The organism is Paenibacillus sp. BK033, assembly GCF_004345425.1.
In the GTDB taxonomy this organism is placed as follows: Bacteria; Bacillota; Bacilli; order Paenibacillales; family Paenibacillaceae; genus Pristimantibacillus.
Genome location: NZ_SLVP01000021.1, coordinates 1 through 26,133, shown reverse-complemented (window position 1 = coordinate 26,133; position 26,133 = coordinate 1). Strand labels below are relative to the sequence as shown.

The 26,133-nt window shown below is 52.5% G+C and carries 24 protein-coding genes, 1 pseudogene and 1 riboswitch; of the genes and pseudogenes, 10 read left to right on the top strand and 15 right to left on the bottom strand.

Annotated features, from left to right (window positions below):
• Positions 1-374: 374 nt before the first annotated feature.
• The 6 genes and pseudogenes from EV294_RS29815 to EV294_RS29790 all read right to left on the bottom strand — a co-directional run bounded on the left by EV294_RS29815 (position 375) and on the right by EV294_RS29790 (position 4,925).
• Positions 375-1,337, bottom strand: a complete 963-nt coding sequence (locus EV294_RS29815) for a phosphotransferase family protein (RefSeq protein WP_132313582.1) — start codon at positions 1,335-1,337, stop codon at positions 375-377.
• Between the two features lie 39 nt (positions 1,338-1,376).
• Positions 1,377-2,279 (bottom strand): aldo/keto reductase, encoded by a 903-nt coding sequence (locus EV294_RS29810; protein ID WP_132313580.1) that lies wholly within the window; start codon positions 2,277-2,279, stop codon positions 1,377-1,379.
• Positions 2,280-2,306: 27 nt separating this feature from the next.
• Entirely contained in the window at positions 2,307-2,864 is a 558-nt protein-coding gene (locus tag EV294_RS29805; RefSeq protein WP_132313578.1) for a DUF2812 domain-containing protein, read from the bottom strand.
• Between the two features lie 5 nt (positions 2,865-2,869).
• Positions 2,870-3,190 (bottom strand): PadR family transcriptional regulator, encoded by a 321-nt coding sequence (locus EV294_RS29800; protein ID WP_132313584.1) that lies wholly within the window; start codon positions 3,188-3,190, stop codon positions 2,870-2,872.
• A 211-nt stretch (positions 3,191-3,401) separates the two neighbouring features.
• Positions 3,402-4,255: pseudogene (locus EV294_RS29795) on the bottom strand (effector binding domain-containing protein).
• A 70-nt stretch (positions 4,256-4,325) separates the two neighbouring features.
• A complete protein-coding gene (locus EV294_RS29790) occupies positions 4,326-4,925 on the bottom strand; it encodes a DJ-1/PfpI family protein (RefSeq protein ID WP_132313576.1) in 600 nt (199 codons plus the stop codon).
• 57 nt (positions 4,926-4,982) lie between these two features.
• Positions 4,983-5,062, bottom strand: a riboswitch (ZMP/ZTP riboswitch).
• A 137-nt stretch (positions 5,063-5,199) separates the two neighbouring features.
• On the opposite strand from EV294_RS29790, the gene EV294_RS29785 reads away from it, so the two are divergent.
• Entirely contained in the window at positions 5,200-5,913 is a 714-nt protein-coding gene (locus tag EV294_RS29785) for a glycoside hydrolase family 25 protein (protein ID WP_132313574.1), read from the top strand.
• A gap of 62 nt (positions 5,914-5,975) precedes the next feature.
• Here EV294_RS29785 and EV294_RS29780 read toward each other — a convergent pair whose 3' ends face one another.
• The 3 genes from EV294_RS29780 to EV294_RS29770 form a co-directional block, all read right to left on the bottom strand.
• Positions 5,976-6,542: a glutathione peroxidase gene (locus EV294_RS29780; protein WP_132313572.1), complete on the bottom strand. Its 567-nt coding sequence runs from the start codon at positions 6,540-6,542 to the stop codon at positions 5,976-5,978.
• Between the two features lie 123 nt (positions 6,543-6,665).
• Positions 6,666-7,196: an NUDIX hydrolase gene (locus EV294_RS29775; protein WP_132313570.1), complete on the bottom strand. Its 531-nt coding sequence runs from the start codon at positions 7,194-7,196 to the stop codon at positions 6,666-6,668.
• Positions 7,197-7,202: 6 nt separating this feature from the next.
• Positions 7,203-7,667, bottom strand: a complete 465-nt coding sequence (locus EV294_RS29770) for a hypothetical protein (protein ID WP_132313568.1) — start codon at positions 7,665-7,667, stop codon at positions 7,203-7,205.
• A 148-nt stretch (positions 7,668-7,815) separates the two neighbouring features.
• Here EV294_RS29770 and EV294_RS29765 point away from each other — a divergent pair, with 148 nt between their 5' ends.
• The 3 genes from EV294_RS29765 to EV294_RS29755 are packed head-to-tail and all read left to right on the top strand — an operon-like array spanning position 7,816 to position 10,454.
• Positions 7,816-8,613 (top strand): ABC transporter permease, encoded by a 798-nt coding sequence (locus EV294_RS29765; protein ID WP_165930851.1) that lies wholly within the window; start codon positions 7,816-7,818, stop codon positions 8,611-8,613.
• Between the two features lie 10 nt (positions 8,614-8,623).
• Positions 8,624-9,442, top strand: coding sequence for an ABC transporter permease (locus tag EV294_RS29760; RefSeq protein ID WP_132313564.1), 819 nt, complete (start codon positions 8,624-8,626; stop codon positions 9,440-9,442).
• 22 nt (positions 9,443-9,464) lie between these two features.
• Positions 9,465-10,454: an ABC transporter ATP-binding protein gene (locus EV294_RS29755; protein WP_132313562.1), complete on the top strand. Its 990-nt coding sequence runs from the start codon at positions 9,465-9,467 to the stop codon at positions 10,452-10,454.
• Between the two features lie 57 nt (positions 10,455-10,511).
• Here the strand turns inward: EV294_RS29755 and EV294_RS30975 are convergent, their stop codons facing one another.
• Both EV294_RS30975 and EV294_RS29745 read right to left on the bottom strand, forming a co-directional pair.
• Positions 10,512-11,993 carry a YncE family protein gene (locus EV294_RS30975; protein ID WP_279513637.1) on the bottom strand — a complete coding sequence of 494 codons (1,482 nt, stop codon included), beginning with the start codon at positions 11,991-11,993 and terminating at the stop codon, positions 10,512-10,514.
• An 82-nt stretch (positions 11,994-12,075) separates the two neighbouring features.
• Positions 12,076-13,269 (bottom strand): ROK family transcriptional regulator, encoded by a 1,194-nt coding sequence (locus EV294_RS29745; RefSeq protein WP_132313558.1) that lies wholly within the window; start codon positions 13,267-13,269, stop codon positions 12,076-12,078.
• A 248-nt stretch (positions 13,270-13,517) separates the two neighbouring features.
• On the opposite strand from EV294_RS29745, the gene EV294_RS29740 reads away from it, so the two are divergent.
• The 3 genes from EV294_RS29740 (at position 13,518) to EV294_RS29730 (ending at position 15,261) form a co-directional block, all read left to right on the top strand.
• Positions 13,518-14,150, top strand: coding sequence for a chromate transporter (locus EV294_RS29740; RefSeq protein ID WP_132313556.1), 633 nt, complete (start codon positions 13,518-13,520; stop codon positions 14,148-14,150).
• A 22-nt stretch (positions 14,151-14,172) separates the two neighbouring features.
• The gene (locus tag EV294_RS29735; protein ID WP_132313554.1) at positions 14,173-14,703 is read left to right on the top strand and encodes a chromate transporter; all 531 of its coding nucleotides are present in this window, start codon (positions 14,173-14,175) and stop codon (positions 14,701-14,703) included.
• Positions 14,704-14,778: 75 nt separating this feature from the next.
• Positions 14,779-15,261, top strand: a complete 483-nt coding sequence (locus EV294_RS29730; RefSeq protein WP_132313552.1) for an SRPBCC family protein — start codon at positions 14,779-14,781, stop codon at positions 15,259-15,261.
• A gap of 700 nt (positions 15,262-15,961) precedes the next feature.
• Here the strand turns inward: EV294_RS29730 and EV294_RS29725 are convergent.
• The 4 genes from EV294_RS29725 to EV294_RS29710 form a co-directional block, all read right to left on the bottom strand.
• Complete coding sequence (locus EV294_RS29725) at positions 15,962-16,288, bottom strand: antibiotic biosynthesis monooxygenase family protein (RefSeq protein ID WP_132313550.1); 327 nt, start codon at positions 16,286-16,288, stop codon at positions 15,962-15,964.
• A 2-nt stretch (positions 16,289-16,290) separates the two neighbouring features.
• Positions 16,291-16,515, bottom strand: coding sequence for a helix-turn-helix domain-containing protein (locus EV294_RS29720; RefSeq protein WP_132313548.1), 225 nt, complete (start codon positions 16,513-16,515; stop codon positions 16,291-16,293).
• 20 nt (positions 16,516-16,535) lie between these two features.
• Complete coding sequence (locus EV294_RS29715; protein ID WP_132313546.1) at positions 16,536-18,002, bottom strand: protein adenylyltransferase SelO; 1,467 nt, start codon at positions 18,000-18,002, stop codon at positions 16,536-16,538.
• Between the two features lie 105 nt (positions 18,003-18,107).
• A complete protein-coding gene (locus EV294_RS29710) occupies positions 18,108-19,238 on the bottom strand; it encodes a tyrosine-protein phosphatase (protein ID WP_132313544.1) in 1,131 nt (376 codons plus the stop codon).
• 199 nt (positions 19,239-19,437) lie between these two features.
• Here EV294_RS29710 and EV294_RS29705 point away from each other — a divergent pair, with 199 nt between their 5' ends.
• From EV294_RS29705 to EV294_RS29695, 3 genes are all read left to right on the top strand, one after another.
• On the top strand, positions 19,438-20,802 hold the full coding sequence (locus EV294_RS29705; protein ID WP_132313542.1) for a TrkH family potassium uptake protein: 1,365 nt from the start codon (positions 19,438-19,440) through the stop codon (positions 20,800-20,802).
• 91 nt (positions 20,803-20,893) lie between these two features.
• Positions 20,894-21,670: a glutamate racemase gene (murI, locus tag EV294_RS29700; RefSeq protein WP_132313540.1), complete on the top strand. Its 777-nt coding sequence runs from the start codon at positions 20,894-20,896 to the stop codon at positions 21,668-21,670.
• Positions 21,671-22,012: 342 nt separating this feature from the next.
• Positions 22,013-25,870 carry a galactose-binding domain-containing protein gene (locus EV294_RS29695; RefSeq protein ID WP_132313538.1) on the top strand — a complete coding sequence of 1,286 codons (3,858 nt, stop codon included), beginning with the start codon at positions 22,013-22,015 and terminating at the stop codon, positions 25,868-25,870.
• Positions 25,871-26,133 lie beyond the last annotated feature (263 nt).

Below are 26,133 nucleotides of genomic sequence, written 5' to 3'. Positions count from 1 at the left end.
GCTGCCTGCTCTCTTTCATGTGGACGACACCTCGGTTTTTTTGTGTTTATTATCTACCTGTTCTTAGAGGGTGTCCACTTTTTATTCTAGTTGCACGCACATCGCTATGCCCGTCCACGAAGCTTAATTTTACCTCCTTAACAATACCGCGTATCGTTAAGCTCCTTCATTTGAGCTGATTACTCTCGTTTTCCCGCTTTCCCCCCTTCCTTAACGATGCCGCACATCGTTAAGCACTCCGCCGGCATCCGAGTGAACCCCCTTAACGATATCGCATATCGTTAAGCCATCTTGCTGGCGTTCCCTCTTCCGCCCGCGCACAAAAAAACCGCCCCAACCAGGGCGGTTCAATAACCGTCATCAGCTTTGCTATTTCACAGGCTTTGCAGATGCTTATAGCCCTCTACGAAATTCCCGTAAGCCCACTTGATATGATCCTTGCTCTCGTAGTTGCGGTACGTACATTCGATGACCATAATGAGATCGAGATAAAAATCGTACAACACGCGTCTTCGCCGCTCGGACTCTGTCAAGCCGTTGATGCCGTATCCTTCGCAGAACGCGCCCAACGTATTCTGCGCGAACCGGCCGAAATAAAATTCGCTCAGCGGATCGCCCCAAAAAGCACGCTCGAAGTCGATCAGCCCGGAAATCTTCCCACCATGGACAAACACATTGCCATCCCACAAATCCCAGTGAACCAGCGAAGCTTCCTTGACCGCAACCAGCAGCTCTCCGTAGCGGAGAACCTCCTTCTCGATCTCCGCGTAAGACACCGGCAGCTCGACGCTTGCATCCTTGCCGTCGGCCAGCACATCCTCCATCATGCCTTCGAACACTTCCGCCCAGTTATCCTTCCTCCGGCCCTCCGGCTGAAGCGAGCCAAAGAAGCTGTTCTTATAAGCATTAATGGAACGGCTGTAGCCGCCAAGCTCGCGGGCAATGGCCTCCCGCTCATCCAGCGAGAGAGAGTCCCTTATTTTATTCATTGCTGTTCCTTCCGCAAAATCCATGAAGAAATACTCCGCTCCGATGATCGAGCAGCTGGCATCATAAGCGTAAACGCGCGGAACAGGCAGGCCTGGCGTAGCCGCCGCAAGGCGCATCGCTTCTACTTCCGTCCGCATCATGTTCTTCTCGTAACGCATAACCCGCTTATCCGCGGAAGGCGCGATTTTAAGGACAACCCTCCGCCCGTCCTCCAGCACGATGGAGTATGCCATGTTCGCCCAGCCATCCGTCAGCTCGCCGGCAGAGCGGAAGCTCACGCCAAAAGCCTCCCGCACGATCGTGCCGATCTCCTTGTCGCTCAACCTGTACTTGTTCGCATTTTCCATAACGCCTAACAACCTCCGGACCTTGGGATTGAGCCTCGCTTACCGGTGAACCTTGTACACGCCTGCTTTGCTTAAGCGGCGAACGAGCTGAATCTCTTCCTCCGTTAATGGCGGAATATCCGCAGCAGAGATATTTTGCAGCAGCTGCTCGCGGGAGCTTGCTCCCGGAATGGCTGCGGCTACAGACGGATGTCCAAGGGAATAACGAATCGCAAGCTGCGAGAGGCTCCGTCCCTCGGACGTCAGCTGCTCCAGCTGCTCGCGAAGCTCGAGGAGCTCATCGAGCTCATAGTCCAGCACGCCTTTGGACGGCTGGCGGTTTGCCGCAAGCGCCCCGCTCGCAACAGGCCCGCGCGCGATCAGACTAAGTCCCTTCTTTTCCAGCAGCGGGAGCACCGTTTCCTCTGCGCGCCGGTCTACAATGCTATACGGATTCATGACGCTGACGATGGAAGACCGCGAAGCATATTCCCGAATGACATTCGGACGGATGGACGAAATGCCGTATTCCCGGATTACGCCCTCCCGCTTCAATTGCTCGAACGCTTCGATGGTCTCGTCAATCGGATCCTCGATCGTCCCGCCATGCAGTTGGTAGAGATCGATGTAGTCCGTTCCCAGCCGTCTAAGGCTGTCTTTCACCGCGGATAAAATGTAAGCCTTCGACGGGTCCCATGCCCAGCCTTCCTGGCCGGGAATTCTCCGGTTGCCGACCTTCGTCGCCAGCACCACCTGCTCACGGCGTCCTCGGATCGCCTTGCCGACAATCTCCTCGTTCCGGCCGCTGTCGTATAAATCCGCGGTATCCAGCAACGTAACTCCCCGCTCCAAAGCTTCATGAACCAAAGCGACAGCCTTCTCCTCATCCGTTCCAAGCGACATGCAGCCAAGTCCAATCTCCCCAACGTATAATTCCGAACCGCCTAACCGATTTGTTCTCATCCGGATTTGCTCCTTCCGTTATCTAAGTTAAAGTTTAAGTGCGTTTACTTTCTTCTGCATCCTCCAGCAGCCATACCCCAGCACGCCAAACAGGAATAAATAAAGGACCATCACCGGCAAACCTATCGTCCACAGCCTGTCGCCGCTGAAGAAATTCCGCAGATTAACCATATTGACAAGCATGATAACGAGGTTAACGAGCATCATAACGGCCATAACCCCTTGCAATCTTTTGTACAGCTGAATTAAGGAGTCCCTGTCCGTATAAAGCCGAGGCTCTTCCCCGGGCTGCCATTCCCTGCGAAAATAATGCCACAGAGCGCCGTAAGAGCTGACGTACTCCCAGCCTGCGTCCCGATACAAATCAATATACTCCTGAAACTTGCTGCTCCCAAGCGTTTGGCCCGTCTGGTAATCCAGCCTGTACGTATACCGGACCGATTCATCTTTGGTGAAGAAGCTGCTCAGCATACTCGCTTTCTTGAAATGTTGTCCGTCACGGGACATATCGTTAAGCCACTGCTCTTCCTTCTCATAGTTCCAGCTCATCGTCAGCCGATTCCGCTTAATCAGCTTGTCGCTCATCCGCCTCACCCTTTCTTCATGATCAGGGCTTGCCGCCCAACGTTTAGAAGCTCTTCCAGCCTTGCGATCTCGGCTTCCACTACCTGCCTGCCGGTCTCCGTAATGGCATACATTTTGCGGCGCGCGTCCGTCCCTTCCGGAACGGGATAATGATCAATCAGTCCTTTATTCAGCAGGGTATTAAGTGCCGTGTACAAGGTACCGGCACCAAGCTTTACGCGCCCTCCGCTCTTCCTCTCGGTATCCTGCATAATTCCGTATCCGTGCGACGGCTCCGTATAGAGAACAATCAGGATATAATAAAAAGCCTCGGTAAGCGGCAGCATTTCTTTCACAACATTTCATCCTTCCCGTCCACACAGTCTATATCGTCTGTCGATATATCTTATGCTTATATATTAAGTCCCGATATATCGATTGTCAATATAATTGTGGAATTTTTTAGTTATCCGCTTATAACCAAAAGAAAACATGCCGGATGCTCCGGCATGCTCTTATAGGTTTCTTACTGCCTTCGGGCAGCCGCCCAGAAGCGGCTTAACGAATCGGGATATAGATGGTCATGCTGATTTTTTCCGGCGTGGAGGCTAAGACATCCGTGACTTCAAAGTCCGGTCCCTCTCCCCGCTCATAATTACTGTTAGGCAGCCAGGTTCCATAGATGTATTTCCATGCGTTTTGCCCAACTTCGGGCATCGTTCCGTTGCGGAAAGCCGCATACTTGCCGCCGGGAAGCTCCAGACAGGCGAACCCGTCCTCCACCTCCGCAAACGAGGTGACTTCCTCGCCAATAAGGCTCCATCCTCGCCATAGCTATGGGGGATACCGTAAGCAAAAGCCGGCCGCGCTTTATTGGGAATACGCGCAAAGTATTCCTGACTGCCGAAATGCGCATAGAAGCCCGGGATCTCTTCGAAATACCGCTCGTTGTTCATATTGGTTGGATAGTTATAGCCAATAATGCGGGTCGCAGGCCGTTCGATAATGGCCGGTTTGTACATCGTTAATCCTCCTCGGATATTTGCCGTTAATGCGACGAGGTTAATGGGGAGCTGCAAGGCCAGCAGCGGCTGCTTCTTCCTGTACTGCGCCGGCGCCATGCCGAAATAACCGGCAAAAGCACGGGTAAATGCCTCCTGCGAACCGTATTGGTAAGACACCGAGATATCCAGCACCGTATGGCGGGTAACCCTCAGCTCTTCGGCAGCCCTGCTCAATCTTCTCTTCCGAATGTACTCCTGCACCGTAAAGCCCGTGACGGCATGGAATAGCCTTTGAAAATGGTACAGCGAAAATCCCGCCCGGGCGGCTATCGTCTCCAGGCTAAGCGCTTCCTGCAGTTGTTCTTCTATAAACGTAATCGCATATTGGATTCGGGTATAATGTTCCATTCGTAAGATTGATCCAGCTCCTCGCTCATCGTTACGGTTATCCTATCAGGAAAACGGCACAAATATTTGATCAGGAATGCTCTTTTTGCACCCAATCGTATTCCATCAATTTTGCGGTATGCAGCGCTCTCTCCTCGCCATGAAGCCGGCTGATGACGTAGAGGGACATGTCTATGCCGGCCGAAATACCCGCGGACATAATAATCTTCCCGTTATCTACATACCTGGCGGTCTCGGAGATTTCAGCGGATGCTGGAGCAACCTGTCTTAGCTCTTCCGTTGCAAGGCGATTCGTCGTCAGCTTCAACCCTTCCAGCACGCCAGCCTTCGCGAGGAGTAGCGCGCCCGTGCAGACGGACAGCAGCAGCTCAGATTCGTCGGCGCATTTCCTGATCCAATCGGTCAGCACCTTGTTGTGCATTTCCTGACGGGAGCCCCAGCCGCCCGGGATAAGCACGATATCCGGCTTGGGACAATCCTGGATGGTATAGGCGGGATTGACGCTCAAATTGCCTAGAGCCGTAACGGGGCCATTATTCTCCGCCACGGTGAACACATGGAAATCCTGCCCGCGATTGCTGCCCGTAATAAACACTTCAAACGGTCCCGTAAAATCCAGCACTTCAACATTGTCGTAGATCAGAATGGCTACATTCCTTCTTCGCTGCATCCTCTCATCCCCTCATCCTAATAATAAAAAAGAGCATCGGTCTCCTAACGAGAACCGATACTCTGCCCAGGCGTACGGCGGATGACATACGTGCTCCCTCGTGGTTCTCCACGTTTACGCCAGTCGCACATACCAGATATTTACTTTTATCATAAACCGGGCACATAAGCGGAGCAAGTTAAATTTTTGCTGGAACAAATAGGGACAAGCTATCGTCTATGTATCTGGAAAGCGCTGAACCAGACATGGAGACAGGAATAAAGGATAGGTGACTATGAAGCTAAAAAGATGGCAGAAAATCACCGCATGCTTACTGCTGCTCCTCATGATTGCCGGAGTATTGGAGTACAAAGGCATTATCTGGCATAACAGCCTGTTCGCCTCTAAATACAAGGTACAAGGGATCGATGTGTCCCACTATCAAGGCGAGATGGATTGGGGCAAGGTTGCCGGCAGCGGCAAATGGCAGTTCGTCTATATCAAGGCTACGGAAGGCAAGGATATGACGGATGAGAATTTCAAGTCCAATTGGGAGCAGGCCGGAAGCCAAGGGATGAGGATCGGCGCTTATCACTTCTTCACAACGCAAAGCACCGGCGCTGAGCAAGCTGCGCATTTTATCGAAGAGGTCCCTAAGGAGGCCTCAAATCTCCCGCCCGTTATCGATATCGAGATAGCTCTCGATAAGGATGTTGCCCGCATACAGCGGGAACTGACCAGTCTCTCCGGCCAACTGGAGAAGCATTATACGCAGAAGCCTATCCTGTATGTAACCTACGATACCTATAACACCTATATAGCAGGCAGCTTCGAGGATTACGAGATCTGGATCAGGGATATCGTCAAGCATCCACGCTTACGGGATGACCGCCGTTGGTTATTTTGGCAATACAACAACCGGGGGCATACCGCCGGCATTGATGCGTACGTCGATATTAACGTTTTTAACGGAGACAAAGAACAATTTAAGGCGAGGTTTGATCGCTAAAAAAATAGAAGCCGAAGCTTCTTGAGAAGCATCGGCCAATGATTATTCTTGGAATTACGGCTTCATGATTGCTCCGAGGACAATGCCTCCTCGATGGCCAGTTCCAAATCGGTTGGCTGCGTCGTTGGCTCGAATCGGGCGATTACTTTTCCTTCCCGGTTCACGAGGAACTTGCAGAAGTTCCACTTTACGCCGTCGCCTTCATACAGGTCCGGATGATTCTGCAGGAGAAAATCCTTCATCCACAGCTCATCGGAATTGTTCGGGTCAAAGCCCCGGAAAGGCGCCTGCTCCGTCAAATATTGAAAGAGCGGATGAACAGTCTCTCCGCGAAGCTCCACCTTTTCGAACAACGAGAAGGTTACCCCGGCCTTGCGCCGGCAATGCTCTTCTACCTCCGCATGGCTGCCGGGTTCTTTGCCGTTAAATTGATTGCACGGGAAGCCCAATATCTCGAAGCCGTGCATCCAATATTTTTCGTACAACTGCTGCAGGCCTTCGAACTGCTTGGAATAGCCGCACTGGCTTGCTGTGTTCACGATTAGAAGAACCCTGCCATAAAAAGCAGACAGATGAATAGGCTCCCCATTTATCTCATTTACCTGAAAGTCATAGATGGACTTGTTCATCTTTAATCCCTCTCCCCTTTTATATATTTAATCCATCATATAACCAAGAAGCCTATTTGAATAATATATAAAAACAATAATCTTCATAGGCAATTACAATAAAGTATATATTGGAAAAAAGGCCTATAAAAAGCCCTCTTTCTCCATGAATTCCACGGCCTCTTTCAGGATAGCCCGGTCGCGCATAAGCATAAAAAGCTTGGCGTGATTATCGCTGCCGCCCGCTACTGCATTTCCCATAATATCCAGCGCTTGTGCGGCGGACAGCCACTGAACGGACATTCCGAGCTGTTCTTCGGCTGCGGTGAGTGACGTTGTACCCGTAACATGCCGCGCTTTCGCAAGATAACAATGCGAATGCTGCAGAAAGCCGTTCCGATTCTTATGCTCCTCTACATAACCAAGCCTCCGGATCACTTCCGCATCGCAGCCGGTCTCCTCCTTTATTTCCCGGACAAAAGCCTCCTCCGGCGACTCCCCTTCCTCCATTCCTCCGCCGGGCAGCTTATAGAGATCAAGCTCGGCCATATGCATCATCGCAACCTGTCCCCGGCTGTTGAATAACACTCCCCTTGCGGCATAACGGGAGACGGTATCCAGATACGCGGGGCTGCCTCCTATAAAATCACTGTCGGTTATTTTTATGTTCAGCATTATTCCTTACCTCCTTTTTAAACTTAACGGTTCAGGCAGCTGATTTCCCTCGTTTTTAAAGGCGTTAAACCTCTTGACCAGATCCAGGTAAGCTTCCTCACGGTCTTCGCCTGCTCCTTTCATTTCCTGCCAGTCTTTAATGCTTGCCTCCCAAGGGATGCCCGCTCCCTTCTGGCGAAGGTATTCGATCGGATAGTCATCCACGGACCAGTTCTTTTCATGGTCACGCCTTTTTCTAAAGACATATCGCGCTCCTTCGATCAGCAAAGCCATGCAGAGACCGGGAATAAGATGATGTACGGCGTTATCCGGGCTAAAATGCCTCACAGAGGAATAAATGCCGTCGCATAGGAGGAAAAGCAATAACGCATACAAGAGCCATCTCAACCCTTTGGCCAGCTTTTTAAGCCGCTTAAAGTTCAGCAGCGTTAAGTAAATAGCCACGATCAGGATGATTAGAATCATAACCATTCCTGTTGCACCTCCCCCGCAATCTTGGGCCGAACCTTATAAATAACTATATTAAAAATATCCATAGCCTACTTGAATGAAATCGATTAATATAAGAGCATTGCAATTGTCATATTTTACATATGAAGTCACTTTCAAGGGGGCTAATATGCTTCAGGCTTACTGGTATATAACGAAAATGAAGCTTCTCATTAACTTGACTTACCGATTCGAAGTATTCACTTCCGTTGCCACCAATCTTATTCTGATGCTGGCCTCCGTATTCTTATGGCAGACGGCTTACAAAGGCGGCTCCGGATCGGTAGAATCGCTCAGCCTGCAGGATATTACGACCTATACCATTCTCTCGATCATTATCTCTACCATTTTCGTATGCGATGTACAGAATACCATCTATTACAAAATACGGGAAGGCCAGATTGTCACCGACTTTTACCGTCCCATCCCTCTTTTTGCCTGCTATTTGGCCGAAGATATCGGTGAAATGCTCAGCTCCTTGTTAAACAGGGCCCTTCCGCTTGTTGTATTTGCCTCCGTCTTCTTTGGTATTCCGTGGCCAGCCTCCTTCCGTAGCTTCCTGCTCTTCCTTCCAAGCTGCCTGTTAAGCTACGCCATTCTATGGCTGCTCAGCGCGCTTATCGGACTGATCGCCTTCTGGGTGATGGAGCTCGGCAATATGGGGAACGTCAAGGACGCGATCGTCCGCGTATTGTCCGGCAGCATCGTGCCGCTCTGGTTTTTTCCGGAATCGGTGCAGACTGTCTCGAAATTTCTGCCTTTCCAGTACACGTACCAGACTCCGCTCGGCATTTATATCGGCAACACAAGCACGTCCGAAGCTTTAACCTCCATGGCTGTGCAGGCGGCGTGGGTTGCGATTCTGTATCTCATCCTGGCAGCCGGCTGGGCGCGCACGAAGAAAAAAACGTTAATCCAGGGAGGCTGAGAACGTCCTTATGGTATCTACGATCAAGCATTATGTTACCGTCGCTTCCTGCTGGGCGCGCCTCGCCGTGCAGCGGCAGCTCGAGTATCCGCTGTTCCTGTTCAGCTGGCTCCTCATGATTCCGATTCAATACTTCTCCGGCATCTGGATGCTCAAGATTATCGTCGACCGCTTCCAGGCGCTTAACGGCTGGGATTTCCCGCAGCTTACCTTCCTCTATGGACTAGGCCTGATCAGCCACGGCATCTTTGTCGTCTTCTTCATCAATACGTGGAGTATCGACCATATGGTCATTAACGGCGGCTTCGACCGTCTTCTGCTCCGACCGATGAACGTTTTCTTCCAGCTGGTTGCGAGCTACGTGAATTTTATCGGGTTAATCGATTGCATACCGGGCGTAATCATCTTCCTCTATGGGGCCGAAATTGCCGGCTTTGACTGGACGCTCGCGAACATCGGCAAGCTGATTCTCGTGCTGATCGGCGGTATTCTGATCCGTGCCGCGCTGTTCACAAGTCTCGGAACTATCGCCTTCTGGACCAAGCGAAACGGCTCCATGGTTGGCTTCGCCCTGACGATGCTGGAGCGCGCAACCATGTATCCGCTTAGCATGTACCCGTATTTCCTGCAGGCGTTATTCACCTTCATCATCCCAATCGGGTTCATCAGCTTCTATCCTGCCGCCGAATTTCTGAATGCGGACAGCGGCGGCCTCGACCTTCCGCTAAGCTTTGCGCTGTGGACACCGCTCGTGGGCGTGATCTGCTTCCTGATTGCGGGCGGCATCTTCAAATTCGGCATGAAAAATTACGAGAGCGCAGGCTCTTAAGCCACAGGGGGATGGGACTAGAATGGAAACCGTTATCGAGGTTAAGGATCTCGTGAAAGAATACATCATCGTGAAAAAAGAAAGCGGGCTGCGCGGCTCGATCAAAAGTCTTCTTTTCCCGAAAAAAACGAAATTCAACGGCGTAAACGGCATCAGCTTCTCCATCGCGCCTGGCGAGATTGTCGGCTATATCGGACCAAACGGCGCCGGCAAAAGCACCACCATCAAAATGCTGACCGGCATCCTCCATCCGACCTCGGGCTCCATCAAGGTATGCGGCATCTCCCCGCAAGCCGACCGGAAGGCCGTCGTCCGCAAGCTTGGCGTCGTATTCGGGCAGCGTACGCAGCTCTATTGGGATTTGCGCCTCGGGGAATCGTTTGAGCTGCTGCGCCGGATTTACCAGATTGATCAAAAAGCCTACGACGACAATCTCGCCGTATTAACCGACGTGCTGAAGCTGCAGGAATTCATCAACACCCCGGTGCGCCAGCTGTCGCTAGGCCAGCGTATGCGCGGCGATATCGCGGCGGCCATGCTGCATTCGCCGTCGGTCTTATTCCTCGACGAGCCTACGATTGGGCTGGATGCCGACGCGAAGCATGCGATCCGCAATTTCATTAAGGAGATTAACCGTAACCGCGGCGTTACCGTTATTCTGACCACCCATGATCTCGATGACGTGGAGCAGCTCTGCAGCAGAATTATTGTCGTTAATAACGGCAAGCTTGTAGAGGACGGTCCCATCGACTCCATTATCCATAAGCTTACTCCTCATCGCATGTTAGTTGTGGAGCTTCACGAGCCTTGCGATGATCTCACGACTCCGCACGCCACGGTCATGAAGCAGGAAGGGCTCAAAATCTGGTACCAATTCGAAAAGGAGAGCATCTCCGCCTCGGAGCTTATCGCCGCTCTCTCGCAGAAGCTTCCGATTCAGGATATCAGCGTCAAAGAGCCTAATGTCGAAGACGCCATCCGCGAGGTTTATAAAACAACGGCAATTACGTAAGCCAGGCATGATAAAAGCCGGGGTACACTCCTTTGGAGTGCACCCCGGCTTTCGTTATTATTCATGAAGAGCCAGGCCGCTTGGGCTGCCAGCTGTATCAATCTTATTCATCACCTCAAAGGTCTCTCCGTCAATGACGGCAACCCCGTCGCTTACCGCTACATAGATCCGGTTGGTCTTTGTATGAACGGCTACCGCCTTAGGGAAGCTTCCGACCGGAATGGTCTCAATAACCCTATGATTGGAAGCATCGATAACCGAGACGCTGCCGCTTCCGGAATTCGAGACGTACACCAGATTGGCGAAGGTATCCACTCCGGCTGCGTAGGGATTTTTGCCGATCCCATCCGTTATCGTTCTTAAGACCGTATTGGTCCCTCCATAAATAACGCTCAAGCTATCGCTTAAGAAATTGGGCACATAAAGAAGGTTCGCTTCCTCGTGTATACCCGCAAGCCCCGGCTCGTGCCCGACCGGAATATCCGGGAACAGCCTTGTATGGGTATACCCGTCTATAACCGAAATATCGTGATCCGGGCTGCCGTTTGCTACGTAAATCCGGTTCGTGTCGGTATTAATAACGATTCCGGCGGGAATGTTGCCTACGCTAACGGAATCGATAAGATGGTTGGCCTCCCCATCCAGAACGTCCACGGTATTAAGAAGCGAGCTGGTAATGTAGACGCGGTTGGTTCTCGCGTTTACGGCTGCGAGCGACGGAAACGGGCTGACCGGAACAACGGCCGCCACTTCCTTCGTGCTTCCGTCCAGCACAAACAGCTGATGCTTGCTGCTGTTAATGGCATAAATCCGGTTCGTTACCGGATTAAGAGCAATCCCCTTAACGGAGGCGGCGGACGGCAACGGTATCGTATCGGTGACGGTGTCCGTCTCCCCGTCAATGATCAGAATCTGCCTCTCATCTGGTAAGGAGACAAATAGCTGATTGCCCCTCATTGCTGCCGAAGCTTTGGCAGCAGCCGGAGCCGGCATTGGGGTCGGCGTTTGAGTTGGTGCTGGAGTTGGTATTTGAGCTGCTGTTGGAGTTGGTTCTGGGGCTGGTACTGGTGTTTGAGCTGCTGTTGGAGTTGGTTCTGGGGTTGGTACTGGAGCAGGAGCTTGCGTTGGAACCGCTACGGCCTGTTGTGAGACCCGGACTTCAACTGAAGGCGGAAAAACCGAAGGAACCGGTGCCTCTATAAGTTCAGCTTCGGGTCTCTCTTCCTCTTCGTAATCTTCGTAATCATTCTCTTGTCCGGTCTCATCGTCAAGCATATCCAGCCATTGCGGCAGCGGCTGCAATTTCCTTTTCCGTAACTTCCGTAACGGATGACTGTACCGTTGCTGCGGAGTTACGGTTACAGAAGCAGCGGCTGCTGCCGCCGTTGTCTTCGGAACGCTTGGCTTCACCGCTTTTTTCTGTTGTTTCTTTGGTTTCATTGTTTGTTCTATGCGACTAGGGGGGCTTAGAAAGCCCGACTGCTTCTGAGGCAGGTACATCAGCAGCGGTGCGGATTCTTTTTTGCCCCGGCTATACATTTTCACTCGCTTCCCCTCCCCAAGCATACGTAACCGCTTATTTATTATAAGTAGGTAAGTATGGAATGGCTTGGGTATTCGCTTATAATTTCATGCGGCTTCTTACCATTAATGCGGCACCCGTCACAACCGCGTCTTCCTTTAATCGGCCCATCGAAAATTGCGGGATATACGCTTCGCCGTAATACGTCTTCTTTGCCGCTACCTCCGTCGCTACCCGATAATACATCGGATTGGCGCTAATCAGAGCCCCGCCAAGAATAATGAGCTCCGGGTGGAACGTATTGATCAGATTCGCCAGCCCTACTCCGAAATAAGAGGCGGATTGGCGGAACATCTCCCGTATAAAAGGATCGCCGGCGTTTAATCCTTCCGTAATCGTATCCAGATTTACTTTTTCCGGTACAACGTTATTTAATAACAAGCCGCCCCCAACCTTCAGCCTCGTCCGCACCTGTCTTTCCAGCGCCTGCACCGAAGCAAAGGTTTCGAGCGAGCCGTAGTTTCCCGATTCCTCCAGCCTTGGGCCGTCCACATCGATAATCATTTGCCCAATGGAGCCCTCCATGTCCACTTTTCCGTACACGATTTGCCCATGGGACATCATGGCCGAACGCAAGCTGATTCCTGCGGAAACGTACAACGCATGCTCCACGTTCTCTTGCCTCATGGACCAGTGCTCTCCGACCAGAGCCGTATTAGCCCCATTCTCAAGCAAGGTTGGGAGTCCCGCGGCCTCCTCGAACATCGCGCAGATCGAGACCTGCTCCCAGCCTTTAGCCGGAAAATATTGAGGATTAATAATAACCCCGCTGCTGCGGTCAAGCGGTCCCACCGCTCCGATCCCCAGCCCCAGAATACGGCTTTGCGGTATGGCATGATCCTTCATAAAGGCATGCATCATGCTGACCGTATGGGCAACCAGACGCTCGGGCGTCATTGTCTCGTCCATCCGCCACCGGACAACGGACTTCTGATTCATATTCATGTCGAATAAACCAAGCGTCGAAGTGAACCTGGAAATTTCGAGGCCAAATATATATCCGTAATCGGGATTAATCTGGTAGAGCAGCGGTTTTCTGCCGCCCTTCGACGGGCCTAATCCGGTAACGAGGATTAACCCCTCCTTGGCCATATCGTCCAATAGACGGGTCATCGTGCTGCTGGTGATATCATGGGCCTCCAGCAGCTCTGCTTTTGCAATTGGCCCTAGATTAGCGATGTAATCGTAAATAAGCTGTTTATGCGAGGGGACGGAACGCAGAGAATGACTCATCGTTTCATCCTTTCCGGGTAGATTGTCGTTGCTACCTGCAATTATACCCCAGATCAAGAATGCGGGCTATGCCGAGTGGTATTGTCCACTTTATTTAACTTTGAATAAAACTAAGCAGAGTAGTGAGGGTTATCCACTCGATTTTATCGGTATAAGCATTTTTTATAAACCAATTTCACTCAACTTTAATCCAAAATGAATTTAAGTTGCTATAATAGCTATGTTACAGTCAAAAGGAGAGAGTTTAGATGCAGACAAACTGGAAAGAACGACTCTATTTTTTGGCACAGCTATTCTGGGTATTCGTACGAATCGGTCCTTCCACCTTTGGCGGCGGTTATGCCATGATGCCCGTCATTGAACGCGAGGTCGTCAATAAGCGTCAATGGATTGCCGAGAAAGAACTTGCTGATGTCGTATCGCTCGCCGGATCCGCACCGGGAGGCGTTGGCGTCAATGCCGCAGCCTTCATCGGGTATCGGAAAGCCGGCGTACCGGGAGCGGCTATGGCGGTTATTGGCGTAACGCTTCCAACCTTTATTATTATCATTGCGCTTAGCCTGTTTTATTTGAAGTTTCAAGACAATCCCAAGGTTGTGGCTGCCCTAAAGGGGATTCACGGCGCGGTTGTGGCGCTGATCGTCATGTCCGCGTACCGAATGGCCAAAGCTGCCATTTTTGACAAAACAACTTTAATCATGCTGGTCTTCGCGCTTCTCATTCTGCTTGCGCTTCCGCTTACCCCGCTATATATCGTTGCGGCAGGGATTCTGGCTGGTATCGGCATGGTTCGGGTCAAGGAGAAAACAGGTCAACAAGCCCATACGGAAAAGCCATCCTCCAGCAGCCAAGAGCTGATGTACCCGGAGTATTATATTTGATTAGCGTAAGGGAGAGTTACGTATGATCTGGGACCTGTTCCTGACTTTCTTCAAAATTGGATTTATCTCGTTTGGCGGAGGTTATTCCGTTATTCCGATGATACAGAGCAAGGTGATTTCGCACGGGTGGATGACTACCGCCGAATTTCAGAAGGCCGTTTCCCTTGCCGGTATGGCGCCGGGGCCAATCGCCACCAATGCTGTCACGTTAATCGGCTACGATACAGCGGGAATAGCCGGCGCGATTGCTGCCTGCGTGGGGATTGTCCTCCCGTCGCTGCTCGTCGTTATCGTGCTCTCCGCCTTCTTCTTCAAGCTGCGGCAAAACAAGACGATGAAATCCCTCTTTTACGGCCTGAGGCCCGTCGTTACCGGATTAATTATTTATGCAGCCCTTCATTTCGGGGGCTTCGACAAGCCGGGCAATTACACCTGGATGACCGGGTTTACGCTGCTGATCTGCGCAGGCTGCTTATGGCTTTTATTCAAATACAAGCTGCACCCGTTAACCGTTATCGCGGCGGCGGGAGCAGCCGGAATCATCTTTCTATAGCCCTTTTGAATCCTCCGCGGCAATCTGGTAATCTTGCATTGAGATACCATTAAGAAAGCGGGGGATTTCGTTATTATGCTGGCTTCGATTACGAAAGAAGGCACTGGCTATACCGTAACGTTTGAACGCAGGTTGAATCATTCCAAGGAAGACGTCTGGTCTTATTTTACCGATAACGAAAAGCTTCCCAAGTGGTTCTCCGAGCTTCGTGTGGAGGATCTGCGGGAAGGCGGGCATCTCAGCTTCAGCATGGGCGATGGCACTTATCAGACGATGACCGTCACGGCTTACGAGCCGCAGGCCGTACTTGCCTTTACCTGGGGAGAGGATATGGCCGTGCGCTTTGAGTTCCGCGGGGAGGACGGCGGCTGCAGGCTCGTGTTGATCGAGAGCATCTACAAGCCGTCGGAGCATACGCCCAAAGACCTTGCCGGCTGGCATGTCTGCCTCGACGTCATTGCGTCGCTGCTGGACAGCGGGCAACCCCTTGCGGACCGCAAAGCGCATTGGCGGCACTGGTACGCGAAGTACGCGGAGGCCTTGCGGCAGCTGCAATAAAAGATAAGCGGGCTGTCCTATAAATGGACAGCCCGCTTTGTATTTTCGCTTAACGATGCCGCGCATCGTTAAGCTCGCCCAATTCAACTAAATTCACTCCCTCTGACGGCTTTTCTCTTTCCTTAACGATGCCGCGCATCGTTAAGCTCTGCGTTTCCCCGCCTGCCAGCTGCCTTAACGATGCGGCGCATCGTTAAGCTCGGCCGCCGCACGCCCGCAACACTCACACTTCCCGCCAATCTAAGCAAATAAGACCCTCTCAGGGTCTTATAATGACTAATATTACCTCGTTTTCGCCCGATAAGGCCCTGCCAGGGTCTTATCCCAACGCCGCACGTCCGCAACACTCACACTTCCCACCAATCTAATCAAATAAGACCCTCTCAGGGTCTTATAATGACTAATATTACCTCGCTTTCGCCCGATAAGGCCCTGCCAGGGTCTTATCCCAACGCCGCACGCTCGCAACACTCACATTTCACAGCCAACCTAATCAAATAAGACCCTCTCAGGGTCTTATAATGACTAATATTACCTCGTTTTCGCCCGATAAGGCCCTGCCAGGGTCTTATCCCAACGCCGCACGCCCGCAACACTCACATTACCATCCCAAGCTAAGCAAATAAGACCCTCTCAGGGTCTTATAAGCACTACTATTACCTCTCGCTTTTGCCCGTTAATCCCGACCAAGCGCTGACTGCTACAGCTCGAGCCTCTTGAAATTCGGAAACGGCTGTCCCGCTTCCTTCAGCGATCCAAGCCCCGTCATCTCCGCGACAGCCATCATCCGCTCCCAGATCGGCCAAATGACCGGAGAGCTGTGAGCCTGCCTCTTGGCTTCTTCGGATTTCCATTCGAAAATCTCAATGACGGTTCCGTCCTCTGCTTGAAGCTGAAGCAGAGGCAGCTCGGTAATCAGTCCCTCCCGCTTAAGCGCAGGACCATGCTCCCGGACTATCTCATGAAGCTCCCGCTCCTTGCCGGCATGCGGCCGGTACAAGGCAATGGCGATATTTTTATCCGGCATCGCTATCTCCCGCCTTCTGCTGGTAATAACTCATACAACTCGTTAACCGAACAGCCTAATGTGTCCGCAATAGAGATGGCTGTCTTTAACGGCATTAACCGCTTATTCTCGATATAGTCGACCAGCCGCTCCGGCTTATATAGCAAAGCCCCGGCTAATGCCTCCCGGCTTATCCCCCGCTCCTCCAAGCATTCCTGCAGCAGACAGCGGCCCAATTCATATTTCATGGCATTCTTCTCCTATGACCTTAAGTTCCGCAGAACGTCCGGTACGGAAGCGGCGACTGTTCCGGAAGCGCGGCATATGCCTCTTGCTCGTCCGAGTATGCATAAGGGTTCGCAAGCGCCGCAAGCAGATTATCCAATACGCGCAGATTCCCCTGCTCCGCCGCCTCCAGCGCTTCCTCTACCCGGTGATTGCGAGGAATAACAGCCGGATTGCTGCTCCGCATCAGCCGGAGAGCTTCCTCCTTGGATTCCGCTTGCCTGCCTAGTCTGGCCTGCCATTGCTGCAACCAATCCGCAAACTCCGCCGTCCCATGCAACACGGTATTCACCGGCTTATCCATGGATAAAGCCCGGAACGTATTGGTATAATCCGCTTGGTTCCGCTGCATCAGCAGCACAAAGGCTTCGACGAGCGTCTCATCCTCCGGCTCCTCGTTAAAGATCCCAAGCTTCGCGCGCATGCCCTGCAGCCAGTATTGCTGGAACAGCTCGCTGTAATCCGACAACGCGTCTTGAGCCAGCTCAATAGCCCCTTCTTCATCCTCATCCATTAACGGAAGCAAGGCTTCAGCCAGTCTGGCGAGGTTCCATGCGCCGATAGACGGCTGATTGCCAAACGCGTAACGGCCTTCCCGGTCAATCGAGCTGAAGACGGTAGCCGGATCGTACGCATCCATAAACGCGCATGGCCCGTAATCAATCGTCTCCCCGCTAATGGCCATATTGTCCGTATTCATAACCCCGTGGATGAAACCAACCAGCTGCCACTTCGCAATCAGCGCCGCCTGGCGTTTGATCACTTCCCTAAAGAAGCTGACGTACCGGTTCTCGCCGTCCTCCATATCCGGGTAATGCCTTATGATCGCGTAATCCGCCAAAGCCCGCAGCTCTTCGAGCGTCCCCCACTGCGCGGCAAACTGGAAGGTGCCCACGCGGATATGGCTTGCGGCAACCCGGGTCAAAATCGCTCCCGGGAGCAGGCTCTCGCGTACGATTTCCTCTCCGGTCGTCACAACCGCAAGACTGCGGGTCGTAGGAATGCCAAGACCATGCATCGCTTCGCTGATGATATACTCCCGAAGCATCGGACCTAACGCCGCGCGTCCGTCGCCGCCGCGGGAATAAGGCGTCCTTCCGGAGCCTTTCAGCTGAATATCTACTCTCTTTCCTTGCGGTGTAATCTGCTCGCCAAGCAGCACGGCGCGGCCGTCGCCAAGCCGGTTGAAATAAGCGAATTGGTGTCCGGCGTAAGCCTGCGCAAGAGGCTGCGCGCCTTCGGGAATCTGATTGCCCGCAAATACTTGAATGCCTTCGCTTGCGCGCAGCGCATCGGCGTTAAGCCCCAGCTCCGCTGCCAGCGGCTCATTTAACTTGATTAATCCGGGAGCGCGCACGGGAACAGGATTTTGCTTGGTATATAATAAGTCGGGCAGATCGGCATAGCTGTTCTCGAGGTTCCAACCCGCTGTTGTTTTATGGTCCGTCATCTCTTGTTCTCCAATCTCGTTTTTCCTTATTATACCCTTTTCTACCGCTCCGCCATGAATAAAAAAAGACCGCCGGCCGTAAAAGGCTTGCGATCCTCATCTTTACTATTCCGTGTACATGGCTTTCAGCTTCGCGCGCTCTTGTTTCGTAATGCCGAGGCCTTTTTCTAGGAAGCTGTCGATCGAGCCGTATTTCGCTTTCATCTCGTCAATGGCGGCCTGCAGGAATTCCTTCTGAACGCCCATCATTGCCGTAATCGCCGCTACAACATTCTCATCCTTCACTTGAGCTTTAACGGCTTCAATCGCCTTCTTGTTTGCTTCCGCACGGTATACGTTGCTCAAGAGGTAGTCATCCATAACCGTCTTCTCGTCTACGCCAAGCGCCAGAAGAATGATCGCGGAGCCAAGCCCCGTACGGTCTTTGCCGGCTGTGCAGTGCTGAACGAGACCGATGTTGTTAGGGTCGTTAAGCAGCTCCATCAGTTGAACGTAGAACTTCGGGTTATCGACCATTTGCTTGTTGAAGCCGGCCATCATGGCAACCGCAGTTGCTTCGTCCTTCATTTGGCCGGAAGCAATCATGGACATTAGATCGGCTGTCGATCCGGCGTTGCCTTCATCGGTACGGATATTCTTAATACCCGGGATTACCGGATCCGCAAGAGCCTTCACTTCGGCATCCGTACGGTAGTCCACGTTTGTTTTAATGCCCATTTCCTGAATGATTTTAATATCCGAATCCGTCAAATGTCCAAGCTCTTCGCCTCGGAACAGCTTGCCCCATTTTACGGTTTTGCCGTCGGTTGTTTTGTAGCCGCCGAGGTCGCGGAAGTTGTATGCGCCTTGCAGGTTTACTTTGCGTTCCGCAACCGTAACGGTCGCGCCGCTGCTTGTCTTAATGTAGAAATATAAGCGGGAGCCCGGCTTGGGATCCGCTGTTACGTAACCGTTATAGCTCGCGTTGATGCGCTTCAGCTGCTTGCCGTTTTGGGCGATGTTATCCGGCGAAGTGCTCCAGAGAATTTTTGCGGCGCCTAGGTCCGCATTGGAGTTCCAGTGAATTTTCAGCTTGCCGTCAGCCGTACGCTCCACGCTTGCTTGCGTGAATACGCCTTGCACGTTCTTCTGCGATGTCGCAGCCGGTGCCGCGAAGCTTGCTGCCGGTGCAGCTACCGCGCCAAGCGCGAGAGATGCAGCAAGCACGGTTGCTGCGTAAACCTTGGATACTTTCATTTTGATTTGCCCCCTACAATGTGGTTGTTTTTCGTTGTGTTCCGGTTGTATATAAGTTGTATTCTTGATCCTATTGTAGGGGGGCTTTATAATGGCCATTTTAAAATTTGATAAAGAAATTGTAAAAGCAAGGGCCCGCATATTTGCATGCGAATCCAACCATATTATGGCTATGCCTTAGGGACAATGGGAGGATGCTATGCTGAAAAAATCTCGGGAATGGGTAGCCCGGCGTACGCCTGCCCAAGTCATTACCGGCTACTATATTCTTGCCGTGCTTATATCCATTCTTCTATTCAGTATGCCTGCCGTGCGCAGACCCGGAGTCGAGGTCTCCTTCTTCGATACCGTCTTTACGGCCGTCAGCGTCGTAAGCGATACCGGCCTGAGCGTATTTAACGTAGCGGAAACCTACAGCGTGTTTGGTTATTTCGTCATCATGCTCGTCCTTCAGTTCGGGGGGATTGGCATCATGGCGATGAGCACGTTCTTCTGGCTCTTGATCGGACGCAAAATCGGTCTCCGCGAGCGCAGGCTGATTATGGTCGACAACAATCAATTCGCCTTATCCGGCCTGGTCCATCTCGTACAAGAAATATTGCGGATCACCCTTCTGACCGAACTGATTGGCGCTGTCATCTTCGGAGTACGCTTCCTCCGATACTTCCCTACCTGGCAGGAAGCCTTCTTGCAGGGACTGTTCGCCTCCGTCAGCGCAACGACCAATGCCGGAATGGATATTACCGGCCAATCGCTCATTCCGTTCAAGGACGACTATTTCGTCCAGCTGGTGACGATCCTGCTCATTATTTTCGGCGCGATCGGATTCCCGGTTTTAATCGAGCTGAAGGCCTTCTTCTCCCGCAAAAGGCTGGATCTGAATCATCCTTTCCGCTTCTCGCTATTTACGAAGCTTACCACCTTTACCTATTTCGCTTTGCTCGCGATTGGCACGGTCTGTATCCTGCTGTTCGAGTCGCAGCATTATTTAAAGGGCCTAACCTGGCACGAAAGCTTCTTCTACGCCTTCTTCCAGGCGGCTACGACGCGAAGCGCCGGCCTTACGACGATGGATATTACCCATCTGACCCTGCCCACTCTTCTGCTGATGTGCGTCTATATGTTTATAGGAGGTTCTCCCAACTCGGTAGGCGGAGGGATCCGGACAACCACCTTCGCCCTCAACATGCTGTTCATTTTCCACTTCGCCAGAGGGAGGCGGGACTACAAAGTATTCAAGCGCGAGCTGCATATGGACGATATTCTAAAATCCCTCGCCATCTCGATGATGGCGATTGTGATGTGTTCGCTGTCCGTTGTTGCCATCAGCTTCTCCGACAAGCAGCATCAGCTAGCCGCGATCATTCTGGAGGTGTGCTCCGCCTTCGGAACGGTAGGTTTGTCCACCGGCATAACGCCTGATTTGAGCATCTTCGCCAAATGCATTCTCATGCTGCTCATGTTTATCGGAAGAATCGGTCTGACGTCCTTCCTCTATATTATTGGCGGCCAGCAGACAAACTCGAAGTACCGCTATCCGGTAGAAAGAGTGATGACCGGCTAGCTGCCATTAAAAAAATCCGATCGCAGTCTTGCCCTATTTCCCGGACCGCGTTATGCTGGGTGTAATCATATGGGATAGGAACGTTACAATTATGACGATCGGTATTTTCGACTCCGGACTCGGAGGACTAACGGTACTGGCGGAAGCGCTGAAGCGTCTTCCTGCCGAGAATTATTTATATATGGCGGACACGAAGCATGTTCCTTACGGGACAAAGTCGGAGGAGGAAGTTCGCGACTTCGTGCTTCAGACGGTTGAGCAGATGGTTGCGGAGGGGATCGATGCGCTGGTCGTAGCCTGCAATACGGCGACGAGCATCGCGATCAACGAGCTGCGGGAACGGTATTCTTTTCCTGTTATCGGGATGGAGCCTGCCGTGAAGCCTGCCGTGGAGATGAACAGGGCAACGGGGAAAAAGGTTCTCGTATGGGCGACTCCTCTCACCCTTCGGATGCCGAAATATTATGCGCTGGTCTCCCGCGTGGACGAAGAAGGAATCGTAGATTCCCTTCCGATGCCCGAGCTGGTGCAATATTGCGAAACGCTGCAATTCGATAAAGAAGTGCTGAAGGATTATTTTCTCGCCAAGCTGGCGCCCTACAACTTGAACGAATACGGGATATTGGTGCTGGGCTGCACGCATTTCCCGTTCTATACGTCTATTCTCCGGGATGTTCTGCCTCCGCATATTCAGATTGTAAACGGCAATCTGGGAACGATCCGGCGTCTAACCGCGATGCTCAGCCGTTACGGAATCGGCACGGGGCGCGGAAGCGGCCGAGTACGATTCATGTGTACCGGCGGAGAACCCGCTTATATCGAGAAGATGCGCTCTGCGCTGGCCTTTTTGAAAGAACAGGATCTATAGAACCGGTACCGCTCTGATGCGGTGCCGGTTTTTTTGTTGCGCCCCCACCAATCCATAAGATCGCACATGTTCATCGTAGGAATGCATCTTCAGCCTGACAGGCAAACGGATTATGCTATGCTCATAAGACTGCTCTCCGACCACAACCTCATGACGACAAGATTCGAGAACGCCAATACCGCGCAACCCGTTAGGTATTGGTTTTTTATTCTTTCGGAAGGATGCTTGCGAAGCAAGAAAGTTCGCGTATGACGAACTCTTTTAGGAGGTGGTTGAATGTAGCTACGCTCTAAAATGTAAGCGCATTAATGATTGACCATTCTTAATACTAGGAGGTTTTTTATGTTCGCCATAAGTAAAAGGCTAAGCCGCAATCCGTTTATGATGCTCTTTCTTGCTCTGGCCATTTTGTTATCGCAGCTGACGCTCTACCCTTCTGCCTCATCGGCGGCGGGCGGCTCCAACCTTGCCATAGGCAAAACCGTAACGGCAAGCGGCTACGCGGATGTTTACGTTGCAGGCAATGTAGCCGACGGGAACCAGGCTACATATTGGGAGAGCACGAACAATGCTTTTCCGCAATGGATCCAAGTCGATCTTGGCGCAAGCACCAGCATTGATCAAGTCGTTCTGAAGCTTCCCGCCGGATGGGGCACGCGTACTCAGACGCTGTCCGTGCAAGGCAGCACGAACGGATCGACATTCACCGACCTTGTTGGCTCCGCCAGTTATGTATTTAATCCTTCCGTCAGCAACAACTCGGTAACCATCAACTTCTCGGCCGCAAGCACCCGTTACGTTCGCCTGAATATGACGGCCAATACAGGCTGGCAGGCCGGGCAACTCTCCGAATTCGAGATTTACGGAGCAGCCGTAACTCCTCCGCCATCGGGCACTTACCAAGCCGAGAGCGCAGCGCTGTCCGGCGGTGCCAAAGTGAACATGGACCACACCGGCTACTCCGGAACGGGCTTTGTTGACGGCTACTGGACGCAAGGCGCCTCAACAGTCTTCGCGGTAAACGCAGCTTCCGCAGGCAGCTACGATGTCACGCTCAAATACGCTAATGCCCAAGGCTCCGCGCGCACATTAAGCATTTACGTCAACGGTACCAAGATCCGTCAAACCACGCTGAACAGCCTGGCGAACTGGGATACTTGGGGAACCAAAACCGAAACGCTGACCCTTAACGCGGGCAGCAACACGATCGCCTACAAATACGATTCTACCGATTCCGGCAATGTTAATCTGGATCAGATTTCCTTGGCAGCTTCGGCGACACCAACTCCAACTCCAACTCCTACTCCTACTCCTACGCCGACTCCAACTCCAACTCCAACGCCTACACCAACACCGACTCCTACACCTACGCCTACTGCTACGCCTACACCAACACCGACTCCTACACCCCCAACCAGCGGGAACGTAGCTTTAGGCAAGACCATTACAGCTTCTTCTTCAACCTTTACGTATGTAGCGGCTAACGGCAATGACGGCAGCACGTCTACTTACTGGGAAGGCGGCGGCAATCCAAGCCAGCTGACCGTTGATCTTGGCGCCAATCATGACATTACTTCCGTCGTGGTGAAGCTGAATCCGGCCACCGAATGGAGCACGCGTACCCAAACGATTCAAGTATTGGGCGCTAACCAAAGCACTACGACCTTCAGCAATCTGGTATCCGCACAGTCCTATACGTTTAACCCTTCCTCCGGCAACACGGTTACCATTCCGGTTACCGCTACCGTAAGCAAGGTTCAGCTGAACATTACGGCGAACTCCGGCGCGCCTGGCGGCCAGGTAGCGGAATTCGAGATATACGGCACGCCTTCTCCAAACCCGGATCTGACTGTTACGGGCATGACCTGGACGCCGTCCAATCCGGTTGAGACGGATGCCCTTACCCTTAACGCAACGGTGAAAAATATCGGCAACGCCAGCTCCCCTGCCTCCTCGGTGAACTTCTACCTGGGCAGCGAGCTTGTTGGCACGGCTCCCGTAGCTGCCTTGGCTGCCAATGCGACAGCTACGGTATCGGTTAATGCCGGAGCAAGAAATGCCGGCAATTATCCGGTAAGCGCGAAGGTGGATGAAAGCAATACCGTTATCGAGCAAAACAATAACAACAACAGCTACAGCAACACGGCAGGCATCACCGTGGCCGCCGTGCAAAGCTCGGACCTGATCGTATCGACGACCTGGAACCCAAGCAATCCAAGCGCGGGCAACACGGTTACTTTTACGACAAACCTGAAGAACCAAGGGAATATCGCTTCCGCGGCCGGCGTTCATCCGGTTACGGTGGTATTGAAGAACGCATCCGGCGCAACCGTTCAGACCTGGAACGGCTCGTATTCCGGATCCCTTGCGGCAGGCCAATCCGTTAACGTAACGATAGGCACTTGGACTGCCGTTAACGGCAGCTATTCGGTAACCTCGACGGTAGCCGCCGACGGCAGCGAAGTGAGCACCAAGCAAACCAATAACAGCAATACGGTAAGCTTGTACTCCGGTCGCGGGGCAAACATGCCGTTCACCATCATTGAAGCGGAATCTTCCTCCAATACGACAAACGGCACAAAGCTGGCTCCTAACTTCAAGCCTGGCGATTATGCCGGCGAAGCATCCGGCCGTTCATCCGTCTATCTGGACGCCGCGGGAGAATACGTGGAATTTACGCTGACTTCCCCGGCGAACGCTTTCGTTCTCCGCAACGCGGTTGCCGAGAATACCAACGGTACGGTCAGCGTTTACGCGAACGGCGTTAGCAAAGGCAAATTTAACGTTTCCTCCAAGTTCTCTTACCTGTACGCGACGCCTAGCACGCTTGGCCGTCTTGGCTACGACAATGCGCCTGGCGCAGGCTTAACCGCTTACTGGCTCTATGAGGACGCGCAGCTGATGCTGGATCAAGTATATCCGGCCGGAACCAAAATCAAGATTCAGAAGGATGCCGGGGACGTATCCTGGATCTATGTCGATCTGCTCGAAACCGAGAATGTCGCGCCGCCTCAAGCGAACCCGGATCCAACCAAATACGTGGCCGTATCGGCGTCCAAGTCGATTGATCAGGCGCTGACGGAGTTCAGACAGGATAATACGAAGAAAGGCATTTACATCCCTGCCGGCGAATGGACGATCAACAGCAAGATCTTCCTCTATGGCCGCGCAACGGAAATCGTAGGTGCCGGTCCTTGGTACACGAAGCTGGTTGCTCCTCAAAGCCAGTCCAATACGGATGTTGGCTTCAATATCAGCGCCGCGGCTAACGGTTCCACGATCCGCGACCTGTCGGCATGGGGCAACTACATTAACCGGGTGGATGGCCCGGGCAAATTCATCGATGGCAACGGCATGCAGAACGTAACGGTTCAGAACATTTGGGTCGAGCATTTTGTCTGCCTCTACTGGGGGGTTAACTCCTCTTACAACACGTTCAAGAACAACCGGATCAAGAACACCTTTGCAGACGGCATCAACATGACGAACGGCTCCTCGTACAACGTAATCGACAACAACTATGCACGCGGCACTGGCGACGATTCCTTCGCTTTGTTCAGCGCCACGGATTCCGGCGGCTCTTACAACGTGGGCAACAAATATACGAACCTGACGGCGACTAACGTGCGCCGCGCGGCTGCTTTCGCCGTATACGGAGGTTCGGATAACCTGTTCCAGAACCTGTACGGCGCGGATACGCTGACGTATCCGGGCATCACCATCAGCAGCTACAGCTTTGGTTACAACACGCTTGGCTTCGGCGATCAGGATACCGTCATCGACGGTGCAACGCTGGATCGTACAGGCGGCGACTTCTGGACCAGCGTTGGCGCCGACGACAAAATTAACGATTACCAAAACTTTGGCGCTATCTGGATCTACGGCGGCGACCGGGCAATCAAGAACATCCTGATCAAGAACGTGGACATCAACAATCCGGTTTACTTCGGCCTCATGTTCCAGTCCATGTCGCCAAACAATATGGTGATGCAAAATATCCGAGTCGAGAACGTTAACATTAACAACCCTTCCCGCTACGGAATCAAGCTTGTCGTGCGCGCCGAGCAAGGCCAAGGCTCTGCTTACGGCGGAGCAAGCTTCACCAACGTGAAGGTCAACAATCCGGGCATCTCCGCCATCTACGGCGAAGCGCAAAGCCCGAACTTCACTGTTACCCGCGTGTTGGGGAACAACTGGTAAGACATAACGAAGGCCCGCCCAGTCACTGATGACTGGGCGGGCCTTTCTTTTCCGCTGATCGCCGCGGGCGATCCGTAAGACGCCTTAACGATGCCGCATAGCGTTAAGGCGCCCGGTTTGGCCTATTTTCGGCCGATACCGGAACTTTTCGGCAAGCTTAACGATGCGGCTGGACCTCTGTCAAGAAAGTGGACACTGCTTAAGAGCAATTAGCCGATCTGTTGGTAGTACTGTGCTTCGAAACGTTCCGGAGACAGGTAGTT

What these genes read in the sequence shown, in the direction of transcription:
- EV294_RS29790 (WP_132313576.1), bottom strand. Translation starts at nt 4,925, where the DNA reads ATGCAGCGAAGAAGGAATGTAGCCATTCTGATCTACGACAATGTTGAA.
- EV294_RS29780 (WP_132313572.1), bottom strand. Translation starts at nt 6,542, where the DNA reads ATGAACAAGTCCATCTATGACTTTCAGGTAAATGAGATAAATGGGGAG.
- EV294_RS29745 (WP_132313558.1), bottom strand. Translation starts at nt 13,269, where the DNA reads ATGAGTCATTCTCTGCGTTCCGTCCCCTCGCATAAACAGCTTATTTAC.
- EV294_RS29740 (WP_132313556.1), top strand. Translation starts at nt 13,518, where the DNA reads ATGCAGACAAACTGGAAAGAACGACTCTATTTTTTGGCACAGCTATTC.
- EV294_RS29805 (WP_132313578.1), bottom strand. Translation starts at nt 2,864, where the DNA reads ATGAGCGACAAGCTGATTAAGCGGAATCGGCTGACGATGAGCTGGAAC.
- EV294_RS29715 (WP_132313546.1), bottom strand. Translation starts at nt 18,002, where the DNA reads ATGACGGACCATAAAACAACAGCGGGTTGGAACCTCGAGAACAGCTAT.
- EV294_RS29810 (WP_132313580.1), bottom strand. Translation starts at nt 2,279, where the DNA reads ATGAGAACAAATCGGTTAGGCGGTTCGGAATTATACGTTGGGGAGATT.
- EV294_RS30975 (WP_279513637.1), bottom strand. Translation starts at nt 11,993, where the DNA reads ATGTATAGCCGGGGCAAAAAAGAATCCGCACCGCTGCTGATGTACCTG.
- EV294_RS29755 (WP_132313562.1), top strand. Translation starts at nt 9,465, where the DNA reads ATGGAAACCGTTATCGAGGTTAAGGATCTCGTGAAAGAATACATCATC.
- EV294_RS29785 (WP_132313574.1), top strand. Translation starts at nt 5,200, where the DNA reads ATGAAGCTAAAAAGATGGCAGAAAATCACCGCATGCTTACTGCTGCTC.
- EV294_RS29775 (WP_132313570.1), bottom strand. Translation starts at nt 7,196, where the DNA reads ATGCTGAACATAAAAATAACCGACAGTGATTTTATAGGAGGCAGCCCC.
- EV294_RS29765 (WP_165930851.1), top strand. Translation starts at nt 7,816, where the DNA reads ATGCTTCAGGCTTACTGGTATATAACGAAAATGAAGCTTCTCATTAAC.
- EV294_RS29730 (WP_132313552.1), top strand. Translation starts at nt 14,779, where the DNA reads ATGCTGGCTTCGATTACGAAAGAAGGCACTGGCTATACCGTAACGTTT.
- EV294_RS29705 (WP_132313542.1), top strand. Translation starts at nt 19,438, where the DNA reads ATGCTGAAAAAATCTCGGGAATGGGTAGCCCGGCGTACGCCTGCCCAA.
- EV294_RS29770 (WP_132313568.1), bottom strand. Translation starts at nt 7,667, where the DNA reads ATGGTTATGATTCTAATCATCCTGATCGTGGCTATTTACTTAACGCTG.
- EV294_RS29800 (WP_132313584.1), bottom strand. Translation starts at nt 3,190, where the DNA reads ATGCTGCCGCTTACCGAGGCTTTTTATTATATCCTGATTGTTCTCTAT.
- EV294_RS29725 (WP_132313550.1), bottom strand. Translation starts at nt 16,288, where the DNA reads ATGCCGGATAAAAATATCGCCATTGCCTTGTACCGGCCGCATGCCGGC.
- EV294_RS29720 (WP_132313548.1), bottom strand. Translation starts at nt 16,515, where the DNA reads ATGAAATATGAATTGGGCCGCTGTCTGCTGCAGGAATGCTTGGAGGAG.
- EV294_RS29735 (WP_132313554.1), top strand. Translation starts at nt 14,173, where the DNA reads ATGATCTGGGACCTGTTCCTGACTTTCTTCAAAATTGGATTTATCTCG.
- EV294_RS29695 (WP_132313538.1), top strand. Translation starts at nt 22,013, where the DNA reads ATGTTCGCCATAAGTAAAAGGCTAAGCCGCAATCCGTTTATGATGCTC.
- EV294_RS29815 (WP_132313582.1), bottom strand. Translation starts at nt 1,337, where the DNA reads ATGGAAAATGCGAACAAGTACAGGTTGAGCGACAAGGAGATCGGCACG.
- murI (WP_132313540.1), top strand. Translation starts at nt 20,894, where the DNA reads ATGACGATCGGTATTTTCGACTCCGGACTCGGAGGACTAACGGTACTG.
- EV294_RS29710 (WP_132313544.1), bottom strand. Translation starts at nt 19,238, where the DNA reads ATGAAAGTATCCAAGGTTTACGCAGCAACCGTGCTTGCTGCATCTCTC.
- EV294_RS29760 (WP_132313564.1), top strand. Translation starts at nt 8,624, where the DNA reads ATGGTATCTACGATCAAGCATTATGTTACCGTCGCTTCCTGCTGGGCG.